At 55.0% G+C, this 19,094-nt stretch carries 20 protein-coding genes; 15 read left to right on the forward strand and 5 right to left on the reverse strand.

Translation table 11 applies throughout. From position 1 onward, the window contains the following. The first annotated feature begins 33 nt into the window (after nucleotides 1-33). Complete coding sequence (locus M8014_RS04175; protein WP_271281284.1) at nucleotides 34-243, forward strand: CsbD family protein; 210 nt, start codon at nucleotides 34-36, stop codon at nucleotides 241-243. Nucleotides 244-311: 68 nt separating this feature from the next. Here M8014_RS04175 and zur read toward each other — a convergent pair whose 3' ends face one another. After that, nucleotides 312-827: a zinc uptake transcriptional repressor Zur gene (zur, locus tag M8014_RS04180; protein ID WP_271281285.1), complete on the reverse strand. Its 516-nt coding sequence runs from the start codon at nucleotides 825-827 to the stop codon at nucleotides 312-314. Between the two features lie 114 nt (nucleotides 828-941). On the opposite strand from zur, the gene M8014_RS04185 reads away from it, so the two are divergent. The 6 genes from M8014_RS04185 (at nucleotide 942) to pspG (ending at nucleotide 5,291) form a co-directional block, all read left to right on the forward strand. Next, on the forward strand, nucleotides 942-1,430 hold the full coding sequence (locus tag M8014_RS04185; RefSeq protein WP_271281286.1) for a cupin domain-containing protein: 489 nt from the start codon (nucleotides 942-944) through the stop codon (nucleotides 1,428-1,430). 169 nt (nucleotides 1,431-1,599) lie between these two features. Then, nucleotides 1,600-2,910 (forward strand): conjugal transfer protein TraF, encoded by a 1,311-nt coding sequence (locus tag M8014_RS04190; protein WP_271281287.1) that lies wholly within the window; start codon nucleotides 1,600-1,602, stop codon nucleotides 2,908-2,910. Nucleotides 2,911-3,001: 91 nt separating this feature from the next. Then, the gene (locus M8014_RS04195; RefSeq protein WP_271281288.1) at nucleotides 3,002-3,325 is read left to right on the forward strand and encodes a type II toxin-antitoxin system RelE/ParE family toxin; all 324 of its coding nucleotides are present in this window, start codon (nucleotides 3,002-3,004) and stop codon (nucleotides 3,323-3,325) included. Nucleotides 3,326-3,393: 68 nt separating this feature from the next. Beyond that, nucleotides 3,394-3,690: a NadS family protein gene (nadS, locus tag M8014_RS04200; RefSeq protein ID WP_271281289.1), complete on the forward strand. Its 297-nt coding sequence runs from the start codon at nucleotides 3,394-3,396 to the stop codon at nucleotides 3,688-3,690. A gap of 183 nt (nucleotides 3,691-3,873) precedes the next feature. Then, entirely contained in the window at nucleotides 3,874-4,911 is a 1,038-nt protein-coding gene (gene dusA, locus M8014_RS04205) for a tRNA dihydrouridine(20/20a) synthase DusA (protein WP_271281290.1), read from the forward strand. Between the two features lie 137 nt (nucleotides 4,912-5,048). Further along, on the forward strand, nucleotides 5,049-5,291 hold the full coding sequence (pspG, locus tag M8014_RS04210) for an envelope stress response protein PspG (protein WP_271281291.1): 243 nt from the start codon (nucleotides 5,049-5,051) through the stop codon (nucleotides 5,289-5,291). 200 nt (nucleotides 5,292-5,491) lie between these two features. Here the strand turns inward: pspG and M8014_RS04215 are convergent, their stop codons facing one another. Continuing rightward, a complete protein-coding gene (locus tag M8014_RS04215; RefSeq protein WP_271281292.1) occupies nucleotides 5,492-6,475 on the reverse strand; it encodes a quinone oxidoreductase in 984 nt (327 codons plus the stop codon). A gap of 64 nt (nucleotides 6,476-6,539) precedes the next feature. On the opposite strand from M8014_RS04215, the gene dnaB reads away from it, so the two are divergent. From dnaB to M8014_RS04240, 5 genes are all read left to right on the forward strand, one after another. Further along, a complete protein-coding gene (dnaB, locus tag M8014_RS04220; RefSeq protein WP_271281293.1) occupies nucleotides 6,540-7,952 on the forward strand; it encodes a replicative DNA helicase in 1,413 nt (470 codons plus the stop codon). 9 nt (nucleotides 7,953-7,961) lie between these two features. Continuing rightward, nucleotides 7,962-9,041: an alanine racemase gene (gene alr / locus M8014_RS04225; RefSeq protein ID WP_271281294.1), complete on the forward strand. Its 1,080-nt coding sequence runs from the start codon at nucleotides 7,962-7,964 to the stop codon at nucleotides 9,039-9,041. Between the two features lie 130 nt (nucleotides 9,042-9,171). Then, a complete protein-coding gene (gene tyrB, locus M8014_RS04230) occupies nucleotides 9,172-10,365 on the forward strand; it encodes an aromatic amino acid transaminase (protein ID WP_271281295.1) in 1,194 nt (397 codons plus the stop codon). A gap of 194 nt (nucleotides 10,366-10,559) precedes the next feature. Beyond that, on the forward strand, nucleotides 10,560-11,273 hold the full coding sequence (gene aphA / locus M8014_RS04235) for an acid phosphatase AphA (RefSeq protein ID WP_271281296.1): 714 nt from the start codon (nucleotides 10,560-10,562) through the stop codon (nucleotides 11,271-11,273). Nucleotides 11,274-11,384: 111 nt separating this feature from the next. Then, entirely contained in the window at nucleotides 11,385-11,738 is a 354-nt protein-coding gene (locus M8014_RS04240; protein WP_271266336.1) for an MmcQ/YjbR family DNA-binding protein, read from the forward strand. On the opposite strand, the gene uvrA is transcribed toward M8014_RS04240, so the two are convergent. After that, nucleotides 11,739-14,564 (reverse strand): excinuclease ABC subunit UvrA, encoded by a 2,826-nt coding sequence (gene uvrA, locus M8014_RS04245; protein WP_271281297.1) that lies wholly within the window; start codon nucleotides 14,562-14,564, stop codon nucleotides 11,739-11,741. A 249-nt stretch (nucleotides 14,565-14,813) separates the two neighbouring features. On the opposite strand from uvrA, the gene ssb1 reads away from it, so the two are divergent. Further along, nucleotides 14,814-15,341, forward strand: coding sequence for a single-stranded DNA-binding protein SSB1 (gene ssb1 / locus M8014_RS04250; RefSeq protein ID WP_271281298.1), 528 nt, complete (start codon nucleotides 14,814-14,816; stop codon nucleotides 15,339-15,341). A 77-nt stretch (nucleotides 15,342-15,418) separates the two neighbouring features. Here ssb1 and M8014_RS04255 read toward each other — a convergent pair whose 3' ends face one another. Next, nucleotides 15,419-15,700 (reverse strand): YjcB family protein, encoded by a 282-nt coding sequence (locus M8014_RS04255; protein ID WP_271281299.1) that lies wholly within the window; start codon nucleotides 15,698-15,700, stop codon nucleotides 15,419-15,421. A 660-nt stretch (nucleotides 15,701-16,360) separates the two neighbouring features. Between M8014_RS04255 and M8014_RS04260 the strand changes: the two genes are divergently transcribed. Further along, nucleotides 16,361-17,947 (forward strand): EAL domain-containing protein, encoded by a 1,587-nt coding sequence (locus M8014_RS04260; protein ID WP_271281300.1) that lies wholly within the window; start codon nucleotides 16,361-16,363, stop codon nucleotides 17,945-17,947. Here the strand turns inward: M8014_RS04260 and soxS are convergent. Then, nucleotides 17,944-18,270 (reverse strand): superoxide response transcriptional regulator SoxS, encoded by a 327-nt coding sequence (gene soxS / locus M8014_RS04265; protein ID WP_271281301.1) that lies wholly within the window; start codon nucleotides 18,268-18,270, stop codon nucleotides 17,944-17,946. The two genes, M8014_RS04260 and soxS, sit on opposite strands and share 4 nt — an antisense overlap. 98 nt (nucleotides 18,271-18,368) lie before the next feature. On the opposite strand from soxS, the gene soxR reads away from it, so the two are divergent. Beyond that, nucleotides 18,369-18,827 carry a redox-sensitive transcriptional activator SoxR gene (soxR, locus tag M8014_RS04270; RefSeq protein WP_271281302.1) on the forward strand — a complete coding sequence of 153 codons (459 nt, stop codon included), beginning with the start codon at nucleotides 18,369-18,371 and terminating at the stop codon, nucleotides 18,825-18,827. Nucleotides 18,828-19,094: the final 267 nt, after the last annotated feature.

Here is a 19,094-nt window from a genome sequence, read left to right on the forward strand (position 1 = left end):
TATCCTACACGACCGAACGAAGAGGAATCGATGATGAATAAAGACCAAGTCGGCGGCAACTGGAAACAGTTCAAAGGTAAAGTAAAAGAACAGTGGGGTGACCTGACCGACGATGACATGACCGTCATTGAAGGGAAACGTGACCAGCTGGTCGGGAAAATTCAGGAACGCTATGGTTATGAGAAAGACCGGGCGGAAAAAGAGGTCGGTGACTGGGAAACCCGTAACGACTACCGCTGGTAAGTAACCTATACCCGCAGGTACATGGATGTACGCCCAGGGCGGCCTCAGGCCGCCCCTTTTATATGCGTTTAGCGCGGTTTTTTCTTCAACAAAATGGAGTGGTCATGCTGGCAGTCGTCCTGATGACGACAGGCTTCCACCTCCACGCAGCGGCTGCACAGCCCGTGTGCTTCGATGATGTTATGGCGTAGCGCAAATCCCATCTTCGCCGCCAGCGTATGCATGATGTCCTCAACACCCTCCGCTCCCTCTTCCTTCACGCTGCCACAGCGATCGCAGATAAACATAGCTGAAGTGTGAGTCGGCTGGTCGAACAGATGGCACAGCACATAGCTGTTGGTCGACTCCACCTTATGCACAAAGCCTTGTTCCAGCAGGAAATCCAGCGCACGGTACACCGTTGGCGGTTTAGCCTGCGGCTCGCTGACGCGCAGCAAATCGAGCAGGTCGTAGGCGCTGATGGCCCCTTGCTGCAGGCTCAGAAGGCGGAGCACTTCAAGGCGCTGTGGGGTCAGGCGCACATTGCGTTGCGCGCACAGCTTTTCGGCTTGCGCTAACAGCTCCTGCTTTGTGGTCGTTTCCATGTTGCACCTCGAATCTGTGGAATAGCAAACCTCCACTCTACCATGTTCTGCCTGAAACGCCGAGGTCAGGCGGGTATGCTATACCTGACGCAAAACCACAAGGGGAACAACACAATGAAAAGACCCGATTGCATTCAACACTGGCGGGATCTGGAAGGGGCTGATAACTCAACCTATCCCGACAGTCCCGAGCTGTTTTCCATTGGCGCGCCGCTGGCCCGTACGCTGGGGCTCCGGCGCATTGGCATCCACCATGAGCGCCTGCCGCCAGGACGCCGTACCTCATATCCGCATGCTGAAAGCGACGAAGAAGAATTTATCTACGTGCTGGAAGGCTACCCAGAGGCCTGGATCAACGGTTACCTGTGGAAACTGGAGCCGGGCGACAGCGTCGGTTTTCCTGCCGGCACCGGAGTGTGTCACACGTTTATCAACAATACGCTCGAGGACGTGCGGCTGCTGGTCGTGGGGGAAGCCAATAAAAAATTTAACCGGATTTATTACCCGTTAAATGCCGTGTATGCCGCCACCCGTGAGGATCGTTGGGTGGATCATCCGCCGCAGTTTTTTGGTCCGCACGATGGAAAACCTGGGCGAAAGTAAAAACCTCTTCTATACCTGGTGAAAGGAAATAAATATTAACAAAATCAATCTAATACGAAAGAATGAGATGATTTTTTAGACCTACTACTTTTGTCACAGCGGATGTTTGTTCCTGCCTGCTAATGGCCGGCATGGGTTTGTACACACAAGCAGACAAGTCGAGCATACCGTGAAAAAACCTTATAACTTTGCTGTGGCTGGAGTAGCTGTCTCTGTTTTAATCATCAATCAAGCCGAAGCGGCGAATACCTGGACCGAGGCGCGAAATGACGCGATGGGCGGTACAGGGGTCGCTTCGGCACACTATGGTAGCGGGGTGCTGATTAACCCGGCGCTGCTGGCAAAATCGAAAGAGGATGATGATATCACTGTCATTCTGCCGTCGGTCGGCGCGCAGGTGAGCGACAAGGATAATTTGCAGGATGAGATCGATCAGATCAGCGATCAAATCAGTTACTACGAAAACGTGATTGAAAATCTGACAACCCAGGCATTGCTGACGGACCCTCAGGGCACTGTTCGCCAGCTTCAGCTCGCGGCCACCACGCTTGCCGATGAGCTGGAGTTCCTCGACGGCAAAACGGCGCACGGCAACGCCGGGGCAGGCATTGCGGTCAGTATCCCCGGGGCGAATATCTCAATGGCGTTTGTCGCGAAAGCCTATGCCCACGCTCGCATCAGCTCGGAGATCGATCCGCAGGATATCGTTTTTTTGCGCAACATTGAGAACAGCGCAGGGATGACCAGCCAGATGGCGTTTAGCGCGGCGATCAACGGCAGCGATGTGATCACCCAGAACCTCAACTCAACGGCCTCCGGCAGGGCGGCGATTGTCTCTGACTACGGTATCGCCGTGGCCCGTCAGTTTGAGATGAACGGCATCCCGGTTTCAGTCGGCGTCACGCCGAAGCTGCAGCAAACCTGGCTGTATAACTACACCACCTCCATTTACACCTACGACAGCAGCGATTTTAGCAGCAGTCGTTACCGTAATGACGACACCAGCTTCAACGTGGATGTCGGGCTGGCGGCCGACTTCGGTGACAACTGGACGATCGGCCTGAGCGGGCAGAACCTGATCTCCCATGATATTGATACTAATGATATTCGTATCCTTAACGGGCGTACCGGTGAAGTGGTGAGCTATCAGGATACCTATCAGATCAGGCCGCTGGTGACGGCAGGTGTGGCCTGGCACACCGACTTGCTCACCCTTAGCGCGGACGCCGACCTGACCGAGACCAAAGGCTTTAAAAGTGAAGCGAACTCGCAGTATGCCGGCGTGGGGGCAGAAGTGTCCCTGCTGGGCTGGCTGGCGGTGCGCGGGGGCTTTCGCGGTGATGTGAAGGGCAACGACAGCAACGTCTTTACTGGCGGCCTCGGCTTTGCGCCGTTTAACAGCGTGCATATCGATTTGACCGGCATCTACGGTGAAGATGAAACCTGGGGCGCGGGCGCGCAGTTCAGCATGACCTTCTGACATGATTGTGTACCGGGTACATTAAAATGGTTGATTAATGTACGGTGTACATGTAAGGTGCGTTAAGAAATACGATACCTCAGGGAGCGAGATGTTTACTTTTATTGAGCTGCAGGGTTTCAGTAAACGGCGCAAGGCACTGCTGCCGGATGATGACTTTCGGGCCTTTCAGGAAGTATTAATTGAAGATCCAGAAGCTGGAGACACCCTTGCGGGGACAGGGGGATTTCGGAAGATTCGCTGGAGCCGTCCCGGAATGGGAAAACGTGGCGGTGTACGGGTCATTTATTACAATGTGACGAGTAAAGGACGAATCTATCTGGCTCTGATGTATCCAAAAAATGAGCAGGATGATCTCACCGAAGAGCAAAAGAAGGCGTTGAAGCAGTTATCCGATATATTGGTGAAACGCTAAGGTTCTTTAACGCCCATAGCGGCGAAGGTTAAGGCCCATGCGGCGTCAACGAGGGCGATGAGATTAAAATGAAAGACGAATTATTTGCCGATCTGCTGGCCAGTGCAGAAGAAATGGTACGAATTGAAAAGGGTGAACAGACGCCAGACCCGGCGCATGTTCATACATTTAGCCCGATTGATGTTAAGGCGATTCGCGAGGCGACCGGGTTAAAACAGCAGGATTTTGCGGTGGCCGTGGGCGTCAGCTACGACCTGGTAAAAAGCTGGGAGACAAAACGGCGCCAGCCGACCGGCGCACCGCGAAAGCTCTTGCTGCTGTTACAGACTAACCCTTTTATTATCAACCAGCTTAAAGTGATTTAGTCCAATGGTGCGCCTGTTCGCGAGCATCTGAAACAGCGGTATATAAGCGTACCAGCCGTATGAGGGCTGTTTACTATGTTATAGTAAGCCATCTTATCGTCGACCTCTGTATCGGAGTTCACCCTTATATGCGGTGTCCTTTTTGGTGTACTGAGGCATTAGAAATACGCCAATAATTTAAAAATGCATCAAGATAAAGAATCTGAAAACATGCTGAAAACCAGCGTGATACCTGAGAAATCAACCGCGTTCCAGCCGTACCGTTTTTCCGTCGCACCGATGCTCGACTGGACGGACCGGCACTGCCGCTACTTCCTGCGCCTGCTTTCGCGTCATAGCTTGCTTTATACCGAGATGGTGACCACCGGGGCGATTATTCATGGCAAAGGCGACTACCTGGCCTTCAGCGAAGAAGAGCATCCGGTCGCCCTGCAGCTGGGGGGGAGCGACCCGGCGGCCCTGGCGCACTGCGCGAAGCTGGCTGAGGAACGCGGTTACGACGAGATTAACCTGAATGTCGGCTGCCCTTCCGACCGCGTACAGAACGGCATGTTTGGCGCCTGCCTGATGGGCAACGCCCAGTTGGTGGCCGACTGCGTGAAAGCGATGCGTGATGTGGTCTCCATTCCGGTAACGGTTAAAACCCGTATCGGCATCGACGATCAGGACAGCTATGAATTTCTCTGCGATTTCATCAACACCGTCTCCGGTCATGGCGAGTGCGAGATGTTTATCATCCACGCCCGCAAGGCCTGGCTTTCGGGTCTGAGTCCGAAAGAGAACCGCGAGATCCCACCGCTGGATTATCCCCGTGTGTATCAGTTGAAGCGTGATTTCCCACAGCTGACAATGGCCATCAACGGCGGGATCACCTCGCTGGAAGAGGCCAAAACCCATCTGCAGCATATGGATGGCGTGATGGTCGGGCGCGAGGCGTATCAGAATCCGGGCATTATGGCGGCAGTGGATCGCGAGATCTTTGGCGTCAGCGGTACCGACCGTGACCCGGTTGCGGTGGTGCGCGCGATGTATCCGTACATTGAGCGTGAGCTTAGCAACGGTACCTATCTTGGCCACATCTCCCGCCATATGCTGGGCCTGTTCCAGGGGATCCCCGGTGCACGCCAGTGGCGCCGTTACCTGAGCGAAAATGCGCATAAAGCCGGAGCCGATATCGACGTGATGGAGCAGGCGCTACGTCTGGTGGCCGATAAGCGATAATTTTCACTAAAAGTTGGTTAAATTCACCACGCCCGGCAGCGCATCGCCGGGCGTTTTGTTTTTATATCAATAACTTATTTTTGGCACGTTTCTTGTAATAACCAGCGTATCGTTGTAACGCCTTGTGGGAGAGAGCCATGCTGGAACTACTTTTTGTGATTGGGTTTTTTGTGATGTTGATGGTCACGGGCGTCTCGCTGCTGGGGATTATTGCCGCGCTGGTTGTGGCGATGGTGGTGATGTTTATCGGCGGGCTGTTTGCCCTGATGCTGAAGCTGCTGCCGTGGTTACTGTTGGCGATAGCGGTGGTGTGGGCGATACGGGCGATTAAAGCGCCAAAAGTCCCACAGTATCAGCGCAATAACCGCTTTCGTTACTAAGGTATTGAGCGCTTCGTCACATCCTTGCAACTTTTACGGCAGCATTGCTTAGAACGGAATAGGATTTAGTTATCGAATCTGTCACTATTGCCGCCGTTAAAGAATTCATCGAGCTGTACCCTACATACAGCCGAACAAAAAAAGAAAGGGCTTCCCACGGGAAGCCCAATTTCTTTCTTTCCCCGTCATCATTAGCGGAATCAGGGGATCAGTAAACTCGACCCTTGCGTGGCGCGACTCTCCAGCACCTCGTGCGCACGCTGCGCCTCGGCCAGCGGATACTTCTGCGCTTCTGTGACATCCACTTTGATCACGCCGCTGGCAATCAACGAGAACAGCTCGTTGCTGGCCTCCACCAGTTCATCATGGGTGGTGATATAGCCCTGCAGCGAAGGCCGGGTGGCGAACAGCGAACCTTTCTGGTTCAGGATCCCCAGATTGACCCCGGTCACCGGGCCAGAGGAGTTGCCGAAGCTGACCATCAGGCCGCGACGCTGCAAACAATCCAGCGACGATTCCCAGGTGTCTTTACCCACTGAGTCATACACCACGCGCACTTTTTTTCCGCCGGTGATCTCTTTAACCCGCTCGACGACACTCTCTTCCCGGTAGTTAATCACCTGCCAGGCACCGGCCTGCAGCGCACGTTGCGCCTTTTGCGCACTGCCCACCGTGCCGATCAGTTTTGCCCCCAGCGCTTTTGCCCACTGGCAGGCAATCAGCCCGACGCCACCGGCAGCAGCATGGAACAGGAAGGGTTCATCGGGTTTGATTTCGTAGGTTTTACGCAGCAGATAGTAAACCGTCAGCCCTTTCAGGAACGACGCGGCGGCCTGCTCAAAGGAGATGGCGCCGGGCAAAATGGCGGCTTTCTCGGCCACAACGTTATGTACGGAACTGTAGGCCCCAAGGGCAGACTGGGCATACACCACCCGATCGCCTTCCTTGATATGCTTCACCGCATTGCCCACTTTCACCACCACGCCGGCGGCTTCAGTTCCCAGGCCGCTCGGCAGGGCGGGTGGCGGATACAGCCCGCTGCGAATGTAGGTGTCGATGTAGTTAATGCCAATCGCTTTGTTCTCGACCTGGATTTCGTGTTCTCCAGGCGCGGCGGGGGTAAACTCCACCGCCTGCAAGACCTCCGGCCCACCGTGCTGGTTAAATTCGATACGCGTTGCCATTTTTCCTCCCCAAAATTGTGCTAATCTGTCGGCCCCAATTTCTATCTCGGTAACTCCCTTCACTATGGCAGGAAATAAACCCTTCAACAAACAGACTGAACCCCGCGAGCGCGATCCGCAGTTAGCCGGGTTAAAAGTTCCGCCACACTCGATCGAAGCGGAGCAGTCGGTGTTGGGTGGTTTAATGCTGGACAACGAACGCTGGGACGATGTTGCCGAGCGCGTGGTCACCGACGATTTTTACACCCGTCCGCACCGCCACATTTTTACCGAGATGGCCCGTCTGCAGGAGTCGGGCAGCCCCATCGACCTGATCACCCTGGCAGAATCGCTGGAGCGTCAGGGACAGCTGGAGACAGTCGGCGGCTTCGCCTATCTGGCTGAACTGTCGAAAAACACGCCAAGTGCGGCGAACATCAGTGCATATGCCGATATCGTACGTGAACGTGCGGTAGTGCGTGACATGATCTCTGTCGCCCACGAGATCGCCGAAGCCGGTTTCGACCCGCAGGGGCGCAACAGCGATGAGCTGCTCGATCTGGCCGAGTCCCGGGTGTTTAAAATCGCGGAAAGCCGCGCCAATAAAGACGAAGGGCCAAAAAACATTACTGAAGTGCTCGATGCCACTATCTCGCGCATCGAGCAGTTGTTCCAGCAGCCGCATGACGGTGTCACCGGCGTCAACACAGGCTATGACGATCTGAACAAAAAGACCGCCGGTTTGCAGCCGTCGGATCTGATTATCGTTGCCGCGCGTCCATCCATGGGTAAAACCACCTTTGCGATGAACATCGTCGAAAACGCGGCGATGTTGCAGGATAAGCCGGTCCTTATCTTTAGTCTTGAGATGCCCTCCGAGCAAATCATGATGCGTACTCTGGCCTCGCTGTCGCGCGTCGATCAGACCCGCATTCGTACCGGTCAGCTCGACGATGAGGACTGGGCGCGGATCTCCGGCACCATGGGGATCCTGCTGGAAAAACGTAACATCTATATCGATGACTCCTCCGGCCTGACGCCAACCGAAGTACGCTCCCGCGCCCGCCGTATCGCCCGCGAGCACGGCGGTATTGGCCTGATCATGATCGACTACCTGCAACTGATGCGCGTCCCGTCGCTTTCCGACAACCGTACGCTGGAGATTGCCGAAATCTCCCGCTCGCTGAAGGCGCTGGCGAAAGAGCTGCAGGTGCCGGTTGTGGCGCTGTCGCAGCTTAACCGCTCCCTGGAGCAGCGCGCCGACAAGCGCCCGGTCAACTCAGACCTGCGTGAATCTGGCTCTATCGAGCAGGATGCCGACTTAATCATGTTTATCTACCGTGATGAGGTCTATCACGAGAACAGCGACCTGAAAGGGATCGCGGAAATCATTATCGGTAAGCAGCGTAACGGCCCGATTGGCACGGTGCGGCTTACCTTTAACGGTCAATGGTCGCGCTTTGATAACTATGCGGGACCGCAGTACGACGACGAATAAGGAATTCAAATGCAAGCGGCAACAGTAGTGATTAACCGCCGCGCTCTGCGTCACAACCTGCAACGCCTGCGTGAACTGGCACCTGCCAGCAAACTGGTTGCAGTCGTGAAAGCGAACGCTTACGGACACGGTCTTCTTGAGACCGCGCGAACGCTCCCCGATGCTGACGCCTTTGGCGTCGCCCGTCTCGAAGAAGCCCTGCGCCTGCGCGAGGGGGGGATCACCCAGCCCATCCTGCTGCTCGAAGGCTTTTTTAACGCCGCCGATCTGCCGACGATTTCAGCGCAACAGCTGCATACCGCCGTGCATAACCAGGAGCAGCTGGACGCCCTGGAAAACGCGGTGCTCAGCGAACCGGTCACCGTGTGGATGAAGCTCGACACTGGTATGCACCGTCTCGGCGTGCGCCCGGAGCAGGCCGACGCGTTTTATCAGCGCCTCAGCCAGTGCAAAAACGTCCGCCAGCCGGTGAATATCGTCAGCCATTTTGCCCGCGCTGACGAGCCCGAATGCGGCGCGACCGAGCAGCAGCTCGACATCTTTAATACCTTCTGCGAAGGCAAGCCGGGGATGCGCTCTATTGCGGCGTCCGGCGGCATTCTGCTGTGGCCGCAGTCGCATTTCGACTGGGCGCGTCCGGGCATTATTCTGTACGGCGTCTCCCCACTGGAGGGCAAACCCTGGGGACCGGATTTTGGTTTTCAGCCGGTGATGTCGCTCACGTCCAGCCTGATCGCCGTGCGCGAGCATAAAGCCGGTGAGCCAGTGGGCTACGGCGGCACCTGGGTGAGCGAGCGCGATACCCGTCTCGGCGTGGTGGCGATGGGCTATGGTGACGGTTATCCCCGCGCCGCGCCGTCCGGTACACCGGTGCTGGTCAACGGCCGGGAAGTGACGATTGTTGGACGCGTAGCGATGGACATGATTTGTGTCGATCTCGGGCCAGAAGCGCAGGAAAAAGCGGGCGATCCCGTCACCCTGTGGGGGGAAGGTTTACCCGTTGAGCGTATCGCTGAAATAACAAAAGTAAGTGCTTACGAACTTATCACGCGCCTGACGTCACGGGTGGCAATGCATTACCTAGACTGACCACCATGCCCTCTCTGTTGAGAGAGGGCTGCCGTCCACACTCCACCTTCATTAACATCCCCCTCGATCTTCTCCCGCTTCCGGTTTATTGTTGAATTCCCTGCCTCATTATTATCCGGAGAACCATCGCGTGTTCCAGAAAGTCGACGCCTATGCTGGCGACCCCATCCTCTCCTTGATGGAGCGTTTCAAAGACGATCCGCGAGGCGATAAAGTTAACCTCAGTATTGGTCTGTACTACAACGAAGCGGGCATCATTCCGCAGCTGCAGGCGGTAGCGAAAGCCGAAGCGCGCCTCAATGCCACGCCGCACGGCGCGTCGCTCTATCTGCCGATGGAAGGCCTGATTAGCTATCGTCACACCATTGCTCCGCTGCTGTTTGGCGCAGACCATCCGGTGCTGGTGGAAAAACGCGTGGCGACTATCCAGACTCTGGGCGGCTCTGGCGCGCTGAAAGTCGGTGCCGATTTTCTGCAGAAATATTTCCCGGAATCCGGGGTTTGGGTAAGCGACCCGACCTGGGAAAACCACGTCGCCATCTTTGAAGGCGCAGGCTTCACCGTCAATACCTATCCGTGGTTTGACGATCAGAGCAAAGGCGTGCGCGTAGGTGCGCTGCTGGAAACACTGAGCACTCTGCCGGAACGCAGTATTGTGTTACTGCATCCGTGCTGTCATAACCCGACCGGCTCCGACCTGACCAACGACCAGTGGGACGCGGTTATCGAGGTGCTGAAAGCGCGTAACCTGATCCCATTCCTCGACATTGCCTATCAGGGCTTTGGCGCAGGGATGGAAGAGGACGCCTACGCCATTCGCGCCATTGCCAGCGCGGGCCTGCCGGCGCTGGTCAGCAACTCCTTCTCCAAAATTTTCTCGCTGTATGGTGAACGTGTCGGCGGCCTGTCCGTGGTCTGTGAAGATCAGGATGCTGCCGGTCGCGTGCTTGGGCAACTGAAAGCCACCGTGCGTCGCATCTACTCCAGCCCGCCAAACTTTGGTGCGCAGGTGGTGGCAGCCGTACTGGGTGACGACGAACTGAAAGCCGAGTGGCTGGCGGAAGTGGAAGCGATGCGCAAGCGCATTCTGGCGATGCGGCAGACGCTGGTCGATGTGCTGAAAGAGGCGGTGCCGGGGCATAACTTCGACTACCTGCTGCATCAGCGCGGCATGTTCAGCTATACCGGCTTCAGCGCCGAACAGGTTGACCGTCTGCGCGACGAGTTTGGCGTCTACCTGATTGCCAGCGGCCGCATGTGCGTTGCCGGCCTCAATACCGGCAACGTGCAGCGCGTGGCGCAGGCCTTTGCTGCTGTAATGTAAGTACTTACTCACACCTCTCTTCGATCCTGAAGAGAGGTGAATTTGGGTGAAACCGCGCAATGTGATACCCCTCTTTTTATGACGGTTTATCGATAAAATTCCCTTTCCTTCCCCCTCTGACGGGGTTATGGTCGATGTGTTTTTGACCAATCGCTCAAAATAAAAAATAACAGACTGAATATTCAGGGGAAAATATGCGCAAGATCACACTGGCGCTCAGCGCTGCCTGCTTATTGTTCTCGCTTAGTCACCCGGTCGTCGCTCAGGCCTCTTCACCCACGCCGCTGTACAGCGGTACAACCGCCGCAAAGCTGGCTGAACAGGCCCCCATCCACTGGGTTTCCGTGGCCCAGATTGAAAATAGCCTGATGGGCCGTCCGCCGATGGCTGTAGGCTTTGATATTGACGACACGGTCTTATTTTCCAGTCCCGGCTTCTGGCGTGGGAAAAAAACCTTTTCGCCTGACAGCGAGGCGTACCTGAAAAACCCCGCTTTCTGGCAGCAAATGAATAACGGCTGGGATGAATTCAGTATCCCTAAAGAGTCCGCCCGCGCGCTGATTGCTGTTCACCTGAAGCGCGGGGACCAGATCTGGTTTATTACCGGGCGCAGCCAGACCAAAACTGAAAGCGTCACCAAAACCCTGCAGGACGCTTTTATGATCCCGGCGGCGAACATGAACCCGGTGGTCTTTACCGGGGAGCAATCCCGACAGAACAGCAAAGTGGCTACGCTTGAGCAGAAACAGATCAAAATTTACTACGGCGATGCCGACAGCGATATCACCGCCGCCCGCGACGCGGGGGCCAGAGGCATACGCGTGCTGCGTGCCTCAAACTCCACTTACAAGCCGCTGCCACAGGCGGGTGCGTTTGGCGAAGAGGTGGTCGTCAACTCAGAATACTGACCGCATGATGCGGCGTCGTTTATTTTTTAATCGGATTTTCGTGCTTCGGGTTTTACCTTTCGTCGTATTGCTGCACACTTAGAAGGACTCATCCCGCTCAGAGGAATAATGATGACAATTTCGGAGATACTTCAGTACTGCATGAATAAGCCAGGTGCCGAGCAGAGCGTGCACAGCGACTGGAAGGCAACGCAAATCAAGGTCGCGGATGTGCTGTTTGCGATGGTGAAGGATGTGGAGGGGCGCCCGGCGGCATCGCTGAAGACCAGCCCGGAACTGGCCGATCTGCTGCGTCAGCAGCACACCGATGTGCATCCGAGCAAACACCTGAATAAAGCGCACTGGAGCACGGTTTATCTGGACGGTTCGCTGCCGGATTCGCAGATTTACTACCTGGTGGATGCTTCTTATCAGCAGGCGGTGGCGCTGCTGCCGGAGATGACCCGACAGCAGCTTTCGGTATGATTAATTCAACAGCGGTTTGAGGAAGCGGGCTGTGTGCGATGCTTCGCACTCCGCCACGGTTTCCGGCGTACCGGAGACCAGAATCTCACCGCCGCCGCTACCGCCTTCCGGGCCAAGATCGACAATCCAGTCCGCGGTTTTAATCACGTCCAGGTTATGCTCAATCACCACGATGGTGTTGCCCTGATCGCGCAGCTGATGCAGAACGTCGAGTAGCTGCTGGATGTCGGCAAAGTGCAGACCGGTGGTCGGCTCATCCAGGATATACAGCGTCTGCCCGGTGCCGCGCTTCGACAGCTCACGCGCCAGCTTCACGCGCTGGGCTTCGCCGCCGGAGAGCGTGGTGGCAGACTGACCCAGACGAATATAGGTCAGGCCGACGTCCATCAGCGTCTGCAGCTTACGCGCCAGAGCCGGAACCGCATCAAAGAACTCGCGTGCTTCTTCAATGGTCATATCCAGCACTTCGTGGATGGTCTTGCCTTTGTACTTAATCTCCAGAGTTTCACGGTTATAGCGCTTGCCCTTGCACTGGTCGCACGGCACGTAAATATCCGGCAGGAAGTGCATTTCAACCTTGATTACCCCGTCGCCCTGGCAGGCTTCGCAGCGTCCACCGCGCACGTTAAAGCTGAAACGTCCCGGCGTGTATCCGCGTGAACGGGATTCCGGCACCCCGGCAAACAGTTCACGTACTGGCGTAAACACGCCGGTATAGGTCGCCGGGTTAGAACGCGGGGTACGACCGATTGGGCTCTGATCGATATCAATGACTTTGTCGAAGTGCTCCAGCCCGTGGATCTCACGATACGGCGCCGGTTCCGCCAGCGTCGCACCGTTCAGCTGGGTTTGCGCAATCGGGAACAGGGTGTCATTAATCAGCGTTGATTTACCGGAACCCGACACCCCGGTAATACAGGTAAACAGACCTACCGGCAGGGTCAGGGTCACGTCTTTCAGGTTATTACCCCGGGCGCCGGTCAGCTTCAGCACTTTTTCCGGATCGGCGGCGACGCGTTGTTGCGGTACGGCAATCTGACGCTTGCCGCTCATGAACTGGCCGGTCAGCGATTCAGGCACTGCCATAATGTCATCGAGCGTGCCCTCGGCCACCACCTGCCCGCCGTGTACGCCTGCGCCTGGACCGATATCGATAACATGGTCTGCCGCGCGAATCGCATCCTCGTCGTGTTCGACCACAATCACCGTGTTGCCGAGGTTACGCAGGTGGATCAGGGTCCCGAGCAGGCGTTCGTTGTCGCGCTGGTGCAGGCCGATAGACGGCTCATCCAGTACGTACATTACTCCCACCAGCCCGGCACCAATCTGGCTCGCCAGACGGATACGCTGCGCTTCGCCACCGGACAAGGTTTCTGCCGAGCGAGAAAGAGACAGATAGTTCAGACCAACGTTGACCAGGAACTTCAGGCGATCGCCAATCTCTTTCAGTATCTTCTCCGCAATTTGCGCCCGCTGGCCCGCAAGCTTCAGGTTGGTGAAAAAGTCCATCGCATGGCCGATGCTCATGTCTGAGATGGTTGGCAGCGGCGTATTTTCAACGTACACGTGACGCGCTTCGCGACGCAGACGGGTGCCGTCGCAGGTGGCGCAGGAGCGGTTACTGATAAACTTCGCCAGCTCCTCGCGCACTGCGCTCGATTCTGTCTCTTTGTAGCGGCGCTCCATGTTGTGCAGCACGCCTTCGAACGGATGACGGCGCACTGACGTATCGCCGCGATCGTTCATGTACTTGAACTCGATGTTCTCTTTGCCGGAACCGTACAGCACCACTTTATGCACGGTCGGGCTCAGGCTGCCCCACGGGGCTTCGACGTCGAACTTGTAGTATTCGGCCAGCGACTTCAGCATCTGGAAGTAGTAGAAGTTGCGCTTATCCCAGCCGCGAATCGCACCACCTGCCAGCGACAGTTCCGGGTTTTGGATCACGCGGTCCGGATCGAAATATTGCTGCACGCCCAGCCCGTCGCAGGTTGGACATGCGCCCGCCGGGTTGTTGAATGAGAACAGGCGCGGTTCCAGCTCACGCATGCTGTAGCCGCAAATCGGACAGGCGAAGTTAGCAGAAAACAGCAGTTCGTCCGCCTTTGGATCGTCCATATCGGCCACCACCGCGGTACCGCCGGAGAGATCCAGCGCGGTTTCGAACGACTCGGCCAGGCGCTGGGTCATGTCCTCACGCACTTTAAAGCGGTCGATAACCACTTCGATGGTGTGTTTCTTTTGCAGCTCCAGCTTTGGCGGATCCGACAGATCGCACACTTCGCCGTCGATACGGGCGCGGATATAACCCTGGCTCGCCAGATTCTCCAGCGTTTTGGCGTGCTCGCCTTTACGCTCTTTAATGATTGGCGCCAGCAGCATCAGGCGTTTGCCTTCAGGCTGCGACAGCACGTTGTCCACCATCTGGCTGACGGTTTGTGCCGCCAGCGGAACGTCGTGATCCGGGCAGCGTGGCTCACCCACGCGGGCATACAGCAGGCGCAGGTAGTCATGAATTTCAGTAATGGTCCCCACGGTGGAGCGCGGGTTATGGGACGTTGACTTCTGCTCAATGGAGATGGCAGGCGACAGACCTTCTATATGGTCGACGTCTGGCTTTTCCATCAGCGACAGGAACTGGCGCGCATAGGCAGAAAGCGATTCAACGTAGCGACGTTGCCCCTCGGCATACAGCGTGTCGAAAGCCAGTGACGATTTGCCTGAACCCGACAGCCCGGTGACGACGATCAGCTTATCGCGCGGGATGATAACGTTGATATTCTTGAGATTGTGGGTGCGGGCGCCCCGAACTTCTATCTTATCCATTCACCTTTCCCGGTAGGTAGATACACGGAATGCCTGGTTTGCTTGAAGGACAACCGGCAGAAACGATTAATTATGACACAATTTGACCTGTTTGAATATACAGTATTGGAATGCAAATTCTGATTACCTGTGCAACAATGTAACGTTCGTGAGAACTCTGGAAGATGCTTCGAAACTATCGGAGTACCACGTGGAAATGGTACACTCGCGCGTTTACACTATTAAGAAATGTTTTCAGGAGACACGATCATGGCCAGCAGAGGCGTAAACAAGGTGATTCTCGTCGGTAATCTGGGCCAGGACCCGGAAGTACGCTACATGCCGAGTGGTGGCGCAGTTGCCAACATTACGCTGGCTACTTCCGAATCCTGGCGTGATAAAGCGACCGGTGAGATGAAAGAGCAGACTGAATGGCACCGCGTTGTGCTGTTTGGCAAACTGGCAGAAGTGGCCGGTGAATATCTGCGTAAAGGTTCTCAGGTCTATATCGAAGGCCAGCTGCGTACCCGCAAATGGACCGATCAGTCCGGCGCCGAAAAATACACCACTGAAGTGGTGGTCAACGTCGGCGGCACCATGCAGATGCTGGGTGGCCGTCAGGGCGGTGGTGCACCGGCAGGCGGTGGTCAGCAGCAGCAGGGTAGCTGGGGTCAGCCTCAGCAGCCACAGGGCGGCAACCAGTTCAGCGGCGGCGCGCAGTCTCGTCCGCAGCAGCAGTCCGCTCCAGCGCAGTCTAACGAACCGCCAATGGATTTCGACGACGACATCCCGTTCTGATAACAACAGAACCTGCGTTGCGCAATAAAACAAAAAACCCAGACATCGGTCTGGGTTTTTTGTTTCTGCCGTCGGGATCAGGTGTACATCATTGGCCAGTCTGGCGGCGTATGACTCATCACCTCAACCATCACTTCTTTCACGTTATGCAGGATAGTCGCTACGTCCAGCAGAGTGATCCCCAGTAACCCGGTTGCGAACCAGCAGGCCGCAGCCAGGCCCAGGCAGGTACTGACCACGGCCAGCGCGGCGTAATCCGCTTTACGAAATTGAATATTCAGCGTGCTGGCCAGAAACATCAGCATTGCACTCAAAAATTCCCAGCGCGCAAACAGAACGCCGGTGGTAATGGTTGCCATAAAACCGATCCTCAAAGATATCCGCCGCCGGGTATAGCGCGACGTTGCGCACAGGCTGTGGCAAACTGGCTATTGGCAGGCTCAAATTCACAATAATGAAACATTGTTTCTTGTTGCACAAGATATGTGAACTATATCACATTTGTTCTTTTATTCACCAGTAGGAGAGGCGGTAAAAACGTCCTTTTTTTGACCAGCTAAAGAGCAGGGGTATTGCAGGCAGCATTTCTTCAGCGCCAGGTGCCGTCAGGAGGGATGCCGAATGGGCAGGAGAGTGCGAACAAGGAGGAGGGATCACCGTGGCAGCAGTTGATTATTTATAAATCATGTCACTCAAATACAGGTTTTATTAGCCCAAATTTTGATGATGATGTTGTATTTTTTTCACCCTACCGTTAGTTTGACTTAATCAACGATCCTCTGCCGGGTTATCTTGAAACCATCCGTTCAGAATGGATAATTATTTTACTTAATAAAAACGGAACGAATACTTTCAGTTTGGCTTACGGACAAATATTATCGCCATAACCAAATATTAGGTTATTGAGGGTAAAAGTCTGTTGCTAACTTCGCATGATTCATGCAACGTAATCACCTGTTTACCAAAGCATCCGGCCTTCATCACTACAGGCACATAAAAAGCAGGGATATAGGGCGGAAATGAATCAAAGCGCGCGGAGCAAGGTGCTGAAAATAGCGGGGGTCATCATGGTGGTTTTACTGCCTGTGATGCTTTCGCTATGGTTTGCTCAGCAACGCGCCATCAGCGAAACCAGCAGCCATCTTCGCTCATTTGCCGAACTCGCCTTAGATAAAACTGAGCTGGTTATTCAGCAGGTTGATTTAGCGCGTAACGACGCCGTAAAATATGCGGGTGATATTTGTACGCCAGCGCATCGACAATATATGTTAAATATTGTTCGCGGCCGTCTGTACATTGCTGATTTAATTTATGCGAAAGACCGCAACTTTCTTTGCTCCACGCTAAGTACTCCGCAAAACGCCTACACCATCCCCGTGGCTAATTACACTCGCCCGCCGGATGTCTCCATCTATTATTACCGCGACACGCCGTTCTACGCGGGATATAAAATGACATATATGCAGCAAGGCAATTATGTGGTGGTGGTCAATCCGCTGACTTATAGCGAAGTGATGTCGTCCGATCACTCGCTGGCGTGGGGCGTATTTGACACGGTGACCAATACTTTTTTCTCGATCAGCGAACAGGCTAACGAAAATATATTACATAAGCTCGTTGATGATGATGAAGCCATCTTCCAGCATGAGGGGCGCTTTTACACGGTGGTGCAGTCACCGAAGCGACCTATCGCCGCAATTGTCTCGACCACCAATAAGCGATTTTATGCCGCTCTCTATCATCAGGCGACGTTAACCCTGCCGCTGGGGATGTTATGCAGCATCATCATTTTATTACTGTGGTCGCGAACGCGACGCGAATTTAATTCGCCAGGGCGCTTATTACATCGCGCGTTAAATAAACGCCAGCTTTGTCTGCACTATCAACCGATTATCGACATTAAATCCAATCAGTGCGTGGGAGCAGAAGCTCTCTTGCGCTGGCCGGGCTTTAACGGGCCGGTTATGAGCCCGGTGGAATTTATTCCGCTGGCGGAAAAAGAGGGCATGAGCGAGCGCATTACGGATTACGTGGTGGAAGAGCTGTTCAGCGACCTCGGCCATTTCCTGGCCTGCAACCCTCATCTCTATATTTCGATTAACCTCTCTGCCACGGACTTCCACTCTTCACGCCTGATTGCGATGATTACCGACAAGGCCCGGCACTATTCCGTGCGCGCCCAGCAGATCAAAATCGAAGTGACGGAGCGTGGCTTTATCGACGTGCCGAAAACAACGCCGGTTATTCAGGCGTTTCGTCAGGCGGGCTATGAAGTAGCGATCGACGACTTTGGTACCGGCTATTCAAACCTGCACAACCTCTACTCGCTGAACGTCGATATCCTGAAAATCGACAAAACCTTTATCGATACGCTGACCACCAACAGCACCAGCCATCTGATCGTCGAGCACATCATTGAAATGGCACAAAGCCTGCGCTTAAAAACCATCGCGGAAGGCGTGGAGACGGCAGAGCAGGTGACATGGCTGCATAAACGCGGGGTGCAGTACTGTCAGGGCTGGCACTTTGCGAAGGCCATGTCGCCGCAGGACTTTATGACCTGGCAGCAACAGCCTGTCGCAGCATCACTGGCGCACAGCCATTAGTTAAGTTGATGGCGATAATCGGTGGGAGTGCGATCAAACTCGCGGCGGAAGACGCGCGAAAAGGTCTGCTGCGACACATAGCCCAAATCCATCGCGATATCAAAAATAGGACGTTGCGTAGTGCGTAACGCCTGCGCCGCCAGTAATAACCTGCGCTGACGAATATACTCGCCCAGCGTCTGGTGCATCACCGCGCGGAACATTCTCTGCAGATACCATTTCGAATAACCCGATTTTTTAGCCACCACATCGATACTGAGCTGTTGATCGATATGCTCATCCATCCATTCAATAAGTGCGTGAACAATCTGCTGATGTGACATAAATCGGCCTCTCTGCGGGTATAGCTGTCGCTGTGGATTCGTGTTTTTATCTGCGGCCGAGTATAATTCCTCAAGTTAACTTGAGGTAAAGAGGTTTTATGGAAAAGAAATTACCGCGGATTAAAGCGCTGCTGACGCCGGGTGAGGTGGCTAAGCGTAGCGGTGTGGCGGTATCGGCACTGCATTTCTATGAAAGCAAAGGGTTAATTAAGAGTATTCGCAATGCCGGCAATCAGCGGCGCTACACCCGCGAGGTGCTGCGCTACGTGGCGATCATTAAGATTGCCCAGCGGATAGGGATCCCGCTGGCGACCATTGGCGAGGCGTTTGGCATCCTGCCGGAAGGGCACGCCCTGAGCGCCAAAGAGTGGAAGATGCTGTCATCCCAGTGGCGCGTGGAGCTGGACCGGCGCATTCATACCCTGGAGGCGCTGCGCGATGAACTGGATACCTGTATTGGCTGCGGATGTTTGTCGCGCAGTGATTGCCCGCTGCGTAACCCTGGCGACAGGCTGGGCGAGCAGGGGACCGGCGCGCGGCTGCTGGAAGAGGATTAATTCCTGCAACGCATAAAAAACTAAAGCGCCACAACAGAGCGCTTTAGTTTATTCCCGGTCTTTGTCTTTCTCTCTATCCCGCTGGTTCACAGGAGGGTTTCCCCCGACATCAACACCCCTCAGTCGAGCAATTTTTGGAGGTTCCGGTTTGTGCTGACAATTTAATTCTAGGCCGGGACCGCAGGTTTACCAGCTTTCAAGGGCAAAAACCTGGCAAAATTTTTTCGCCATGTTGTGCAGTTTTCTATAGTTAGTGAGTCAGCCTAA

Source organism: Silvania hatchlandensis, from assembly GCF_025564065.1.
Classification (GTDB): Bacteria; Pseudomonadota; Gammaproteobacteria; order Enterobacterales; family Enterobacteriaceae; genus Enterobacter; species Enterobacter hatchlandensis.

What these genes read in the sequence shown, in the direction of transcription:
- M8014_RS04175 (WP_271281284.1), top strand. Translation starts at nt 34, where the DNA reads ATGAATAAAGACCAAGTCGGCGGCAACTGGAAACAGTTCAAAGGTAAA.
- zur (WP_271281285.1), bottom strand. Translation starts at nt 827, where the DNA reads ATGGAAACGACCACAAAGCAGGAGCTGTTAGCGCAAGCCGAAAAGCTG.
- M8014_RS04185 (WP_271281286.1), top strand. Translation starts at nt 942, where the DNA reads ATGAAAAGACCCGATTGCATTCAACACTGGCGGGATCTGGAAGGGGCT.
- M8014_RS04195 (WP_271281288.1), top strand. Translation starts at nt 3,002, where the DNA reads ATGTTTACTTTTATTGAGCTGCAGGGTTTCAGTAAACGGCGCAAGGCA.
- nadS (WP_271281289.1), top strand. Translation starts at nt 3,394, where the DNA reads ATGAAAGACGAATTATTTGCCGATCTGCTGGCCAGTGCAGAAGAAATG.
- dusA (WP_271281290.1), top strand. Translation starts at nt 3,874, where the DNA reads ATGCATCAAGATAAAGAATCTGAAAACATGCTGAAAACCAGCGTGATA.
- pspG (WP_271281291.1), top strand. Translation starts at nt 5,049, where the DNA reads ATGCTGGAACTACTTTTTGTGATTGGGTTTTTTGTGATGTTGATGGTC.
- M8014_RS04215 (WP_271281292.1), bottom strand. Translation starts at nt 6,475, where the DNA reads ATGGCAACGCGTATCGAATTTAACCAGCACGGTGGGCCGGAGGTCTTG.
- dnaB (WP_271281293.1), top strand. Translation starts at nt 6,540, where the DNA reads ATGGCAGGAAATAAACCCTTCAACAAACAGACTGAACCCCGCGAGCGC.
- alr (WP_271281294.1), top strand. Translation starts at nt 7,962, where the DNA reads ATGCAAGCGGCAACAGTAGTGATTAACCGCCGCGCTCTGCGTCACAAC.
- aphA (WP_271281296.1), top strand. Translation starts at nt 10,560, where the DNA reads ATGCGCAAGATCACACTGGCGCTCAGCGCTGCCTGCTTATTGTTCTCG.
- M8014_RS04240 (WP_271266336.1), top strand. Translation starts at nt 11,385, where the DNA reads ATGACAATTTCGGAGATACTTCAGTACTGCATGAATAAGCCAGGTGCC.
- uvrA (WP_271281297.1), bottom strand. Translation starts at nt 14,564, where the DNA reads ATGGATAAGATAGAAGTTCGGGGCGCCCGCACCCACAATCTCAAGAAT.
- ssb1 (WP_271281298.1), top strand. Translation starts at nt 14,814, where the DNA reads ATGGCCAGCAGAGGCGTAAACAAGGTGATTCTCGTCGGTAATCTGGGC.
- M8014_RS04255 (WP_271281299.1), bottom strand. Translation starts at nt 15,700, where the DNA reads ATGGCAACCATTACCACCGGCGTTCTGTTTGCGCGCTGGGAATTTTTG.
- M8014_RS04260 (WP_271281300.1), top strand. Translation starts at nt 16,361, where the DNA reads ATGAATCAAAGCGCGCGGAGCAAGGTGCTGAAAATAGCGGGGGTCATC.
- soxS (WP_271281301.1), bottom strand. Translation starts at nt 18,270, where the DNA reads ATGTCACATCAGCAGATTGTTCACGCACTTATTGAATGGATGGATGAG.
- soxR (WP_271281302.1), top strand. Translation starts at nt 18,369, where the DNA reads ATGGAAAAGAAATTACCGCGGATTAAAGCGCTGCTGACGCCGGGTGAG.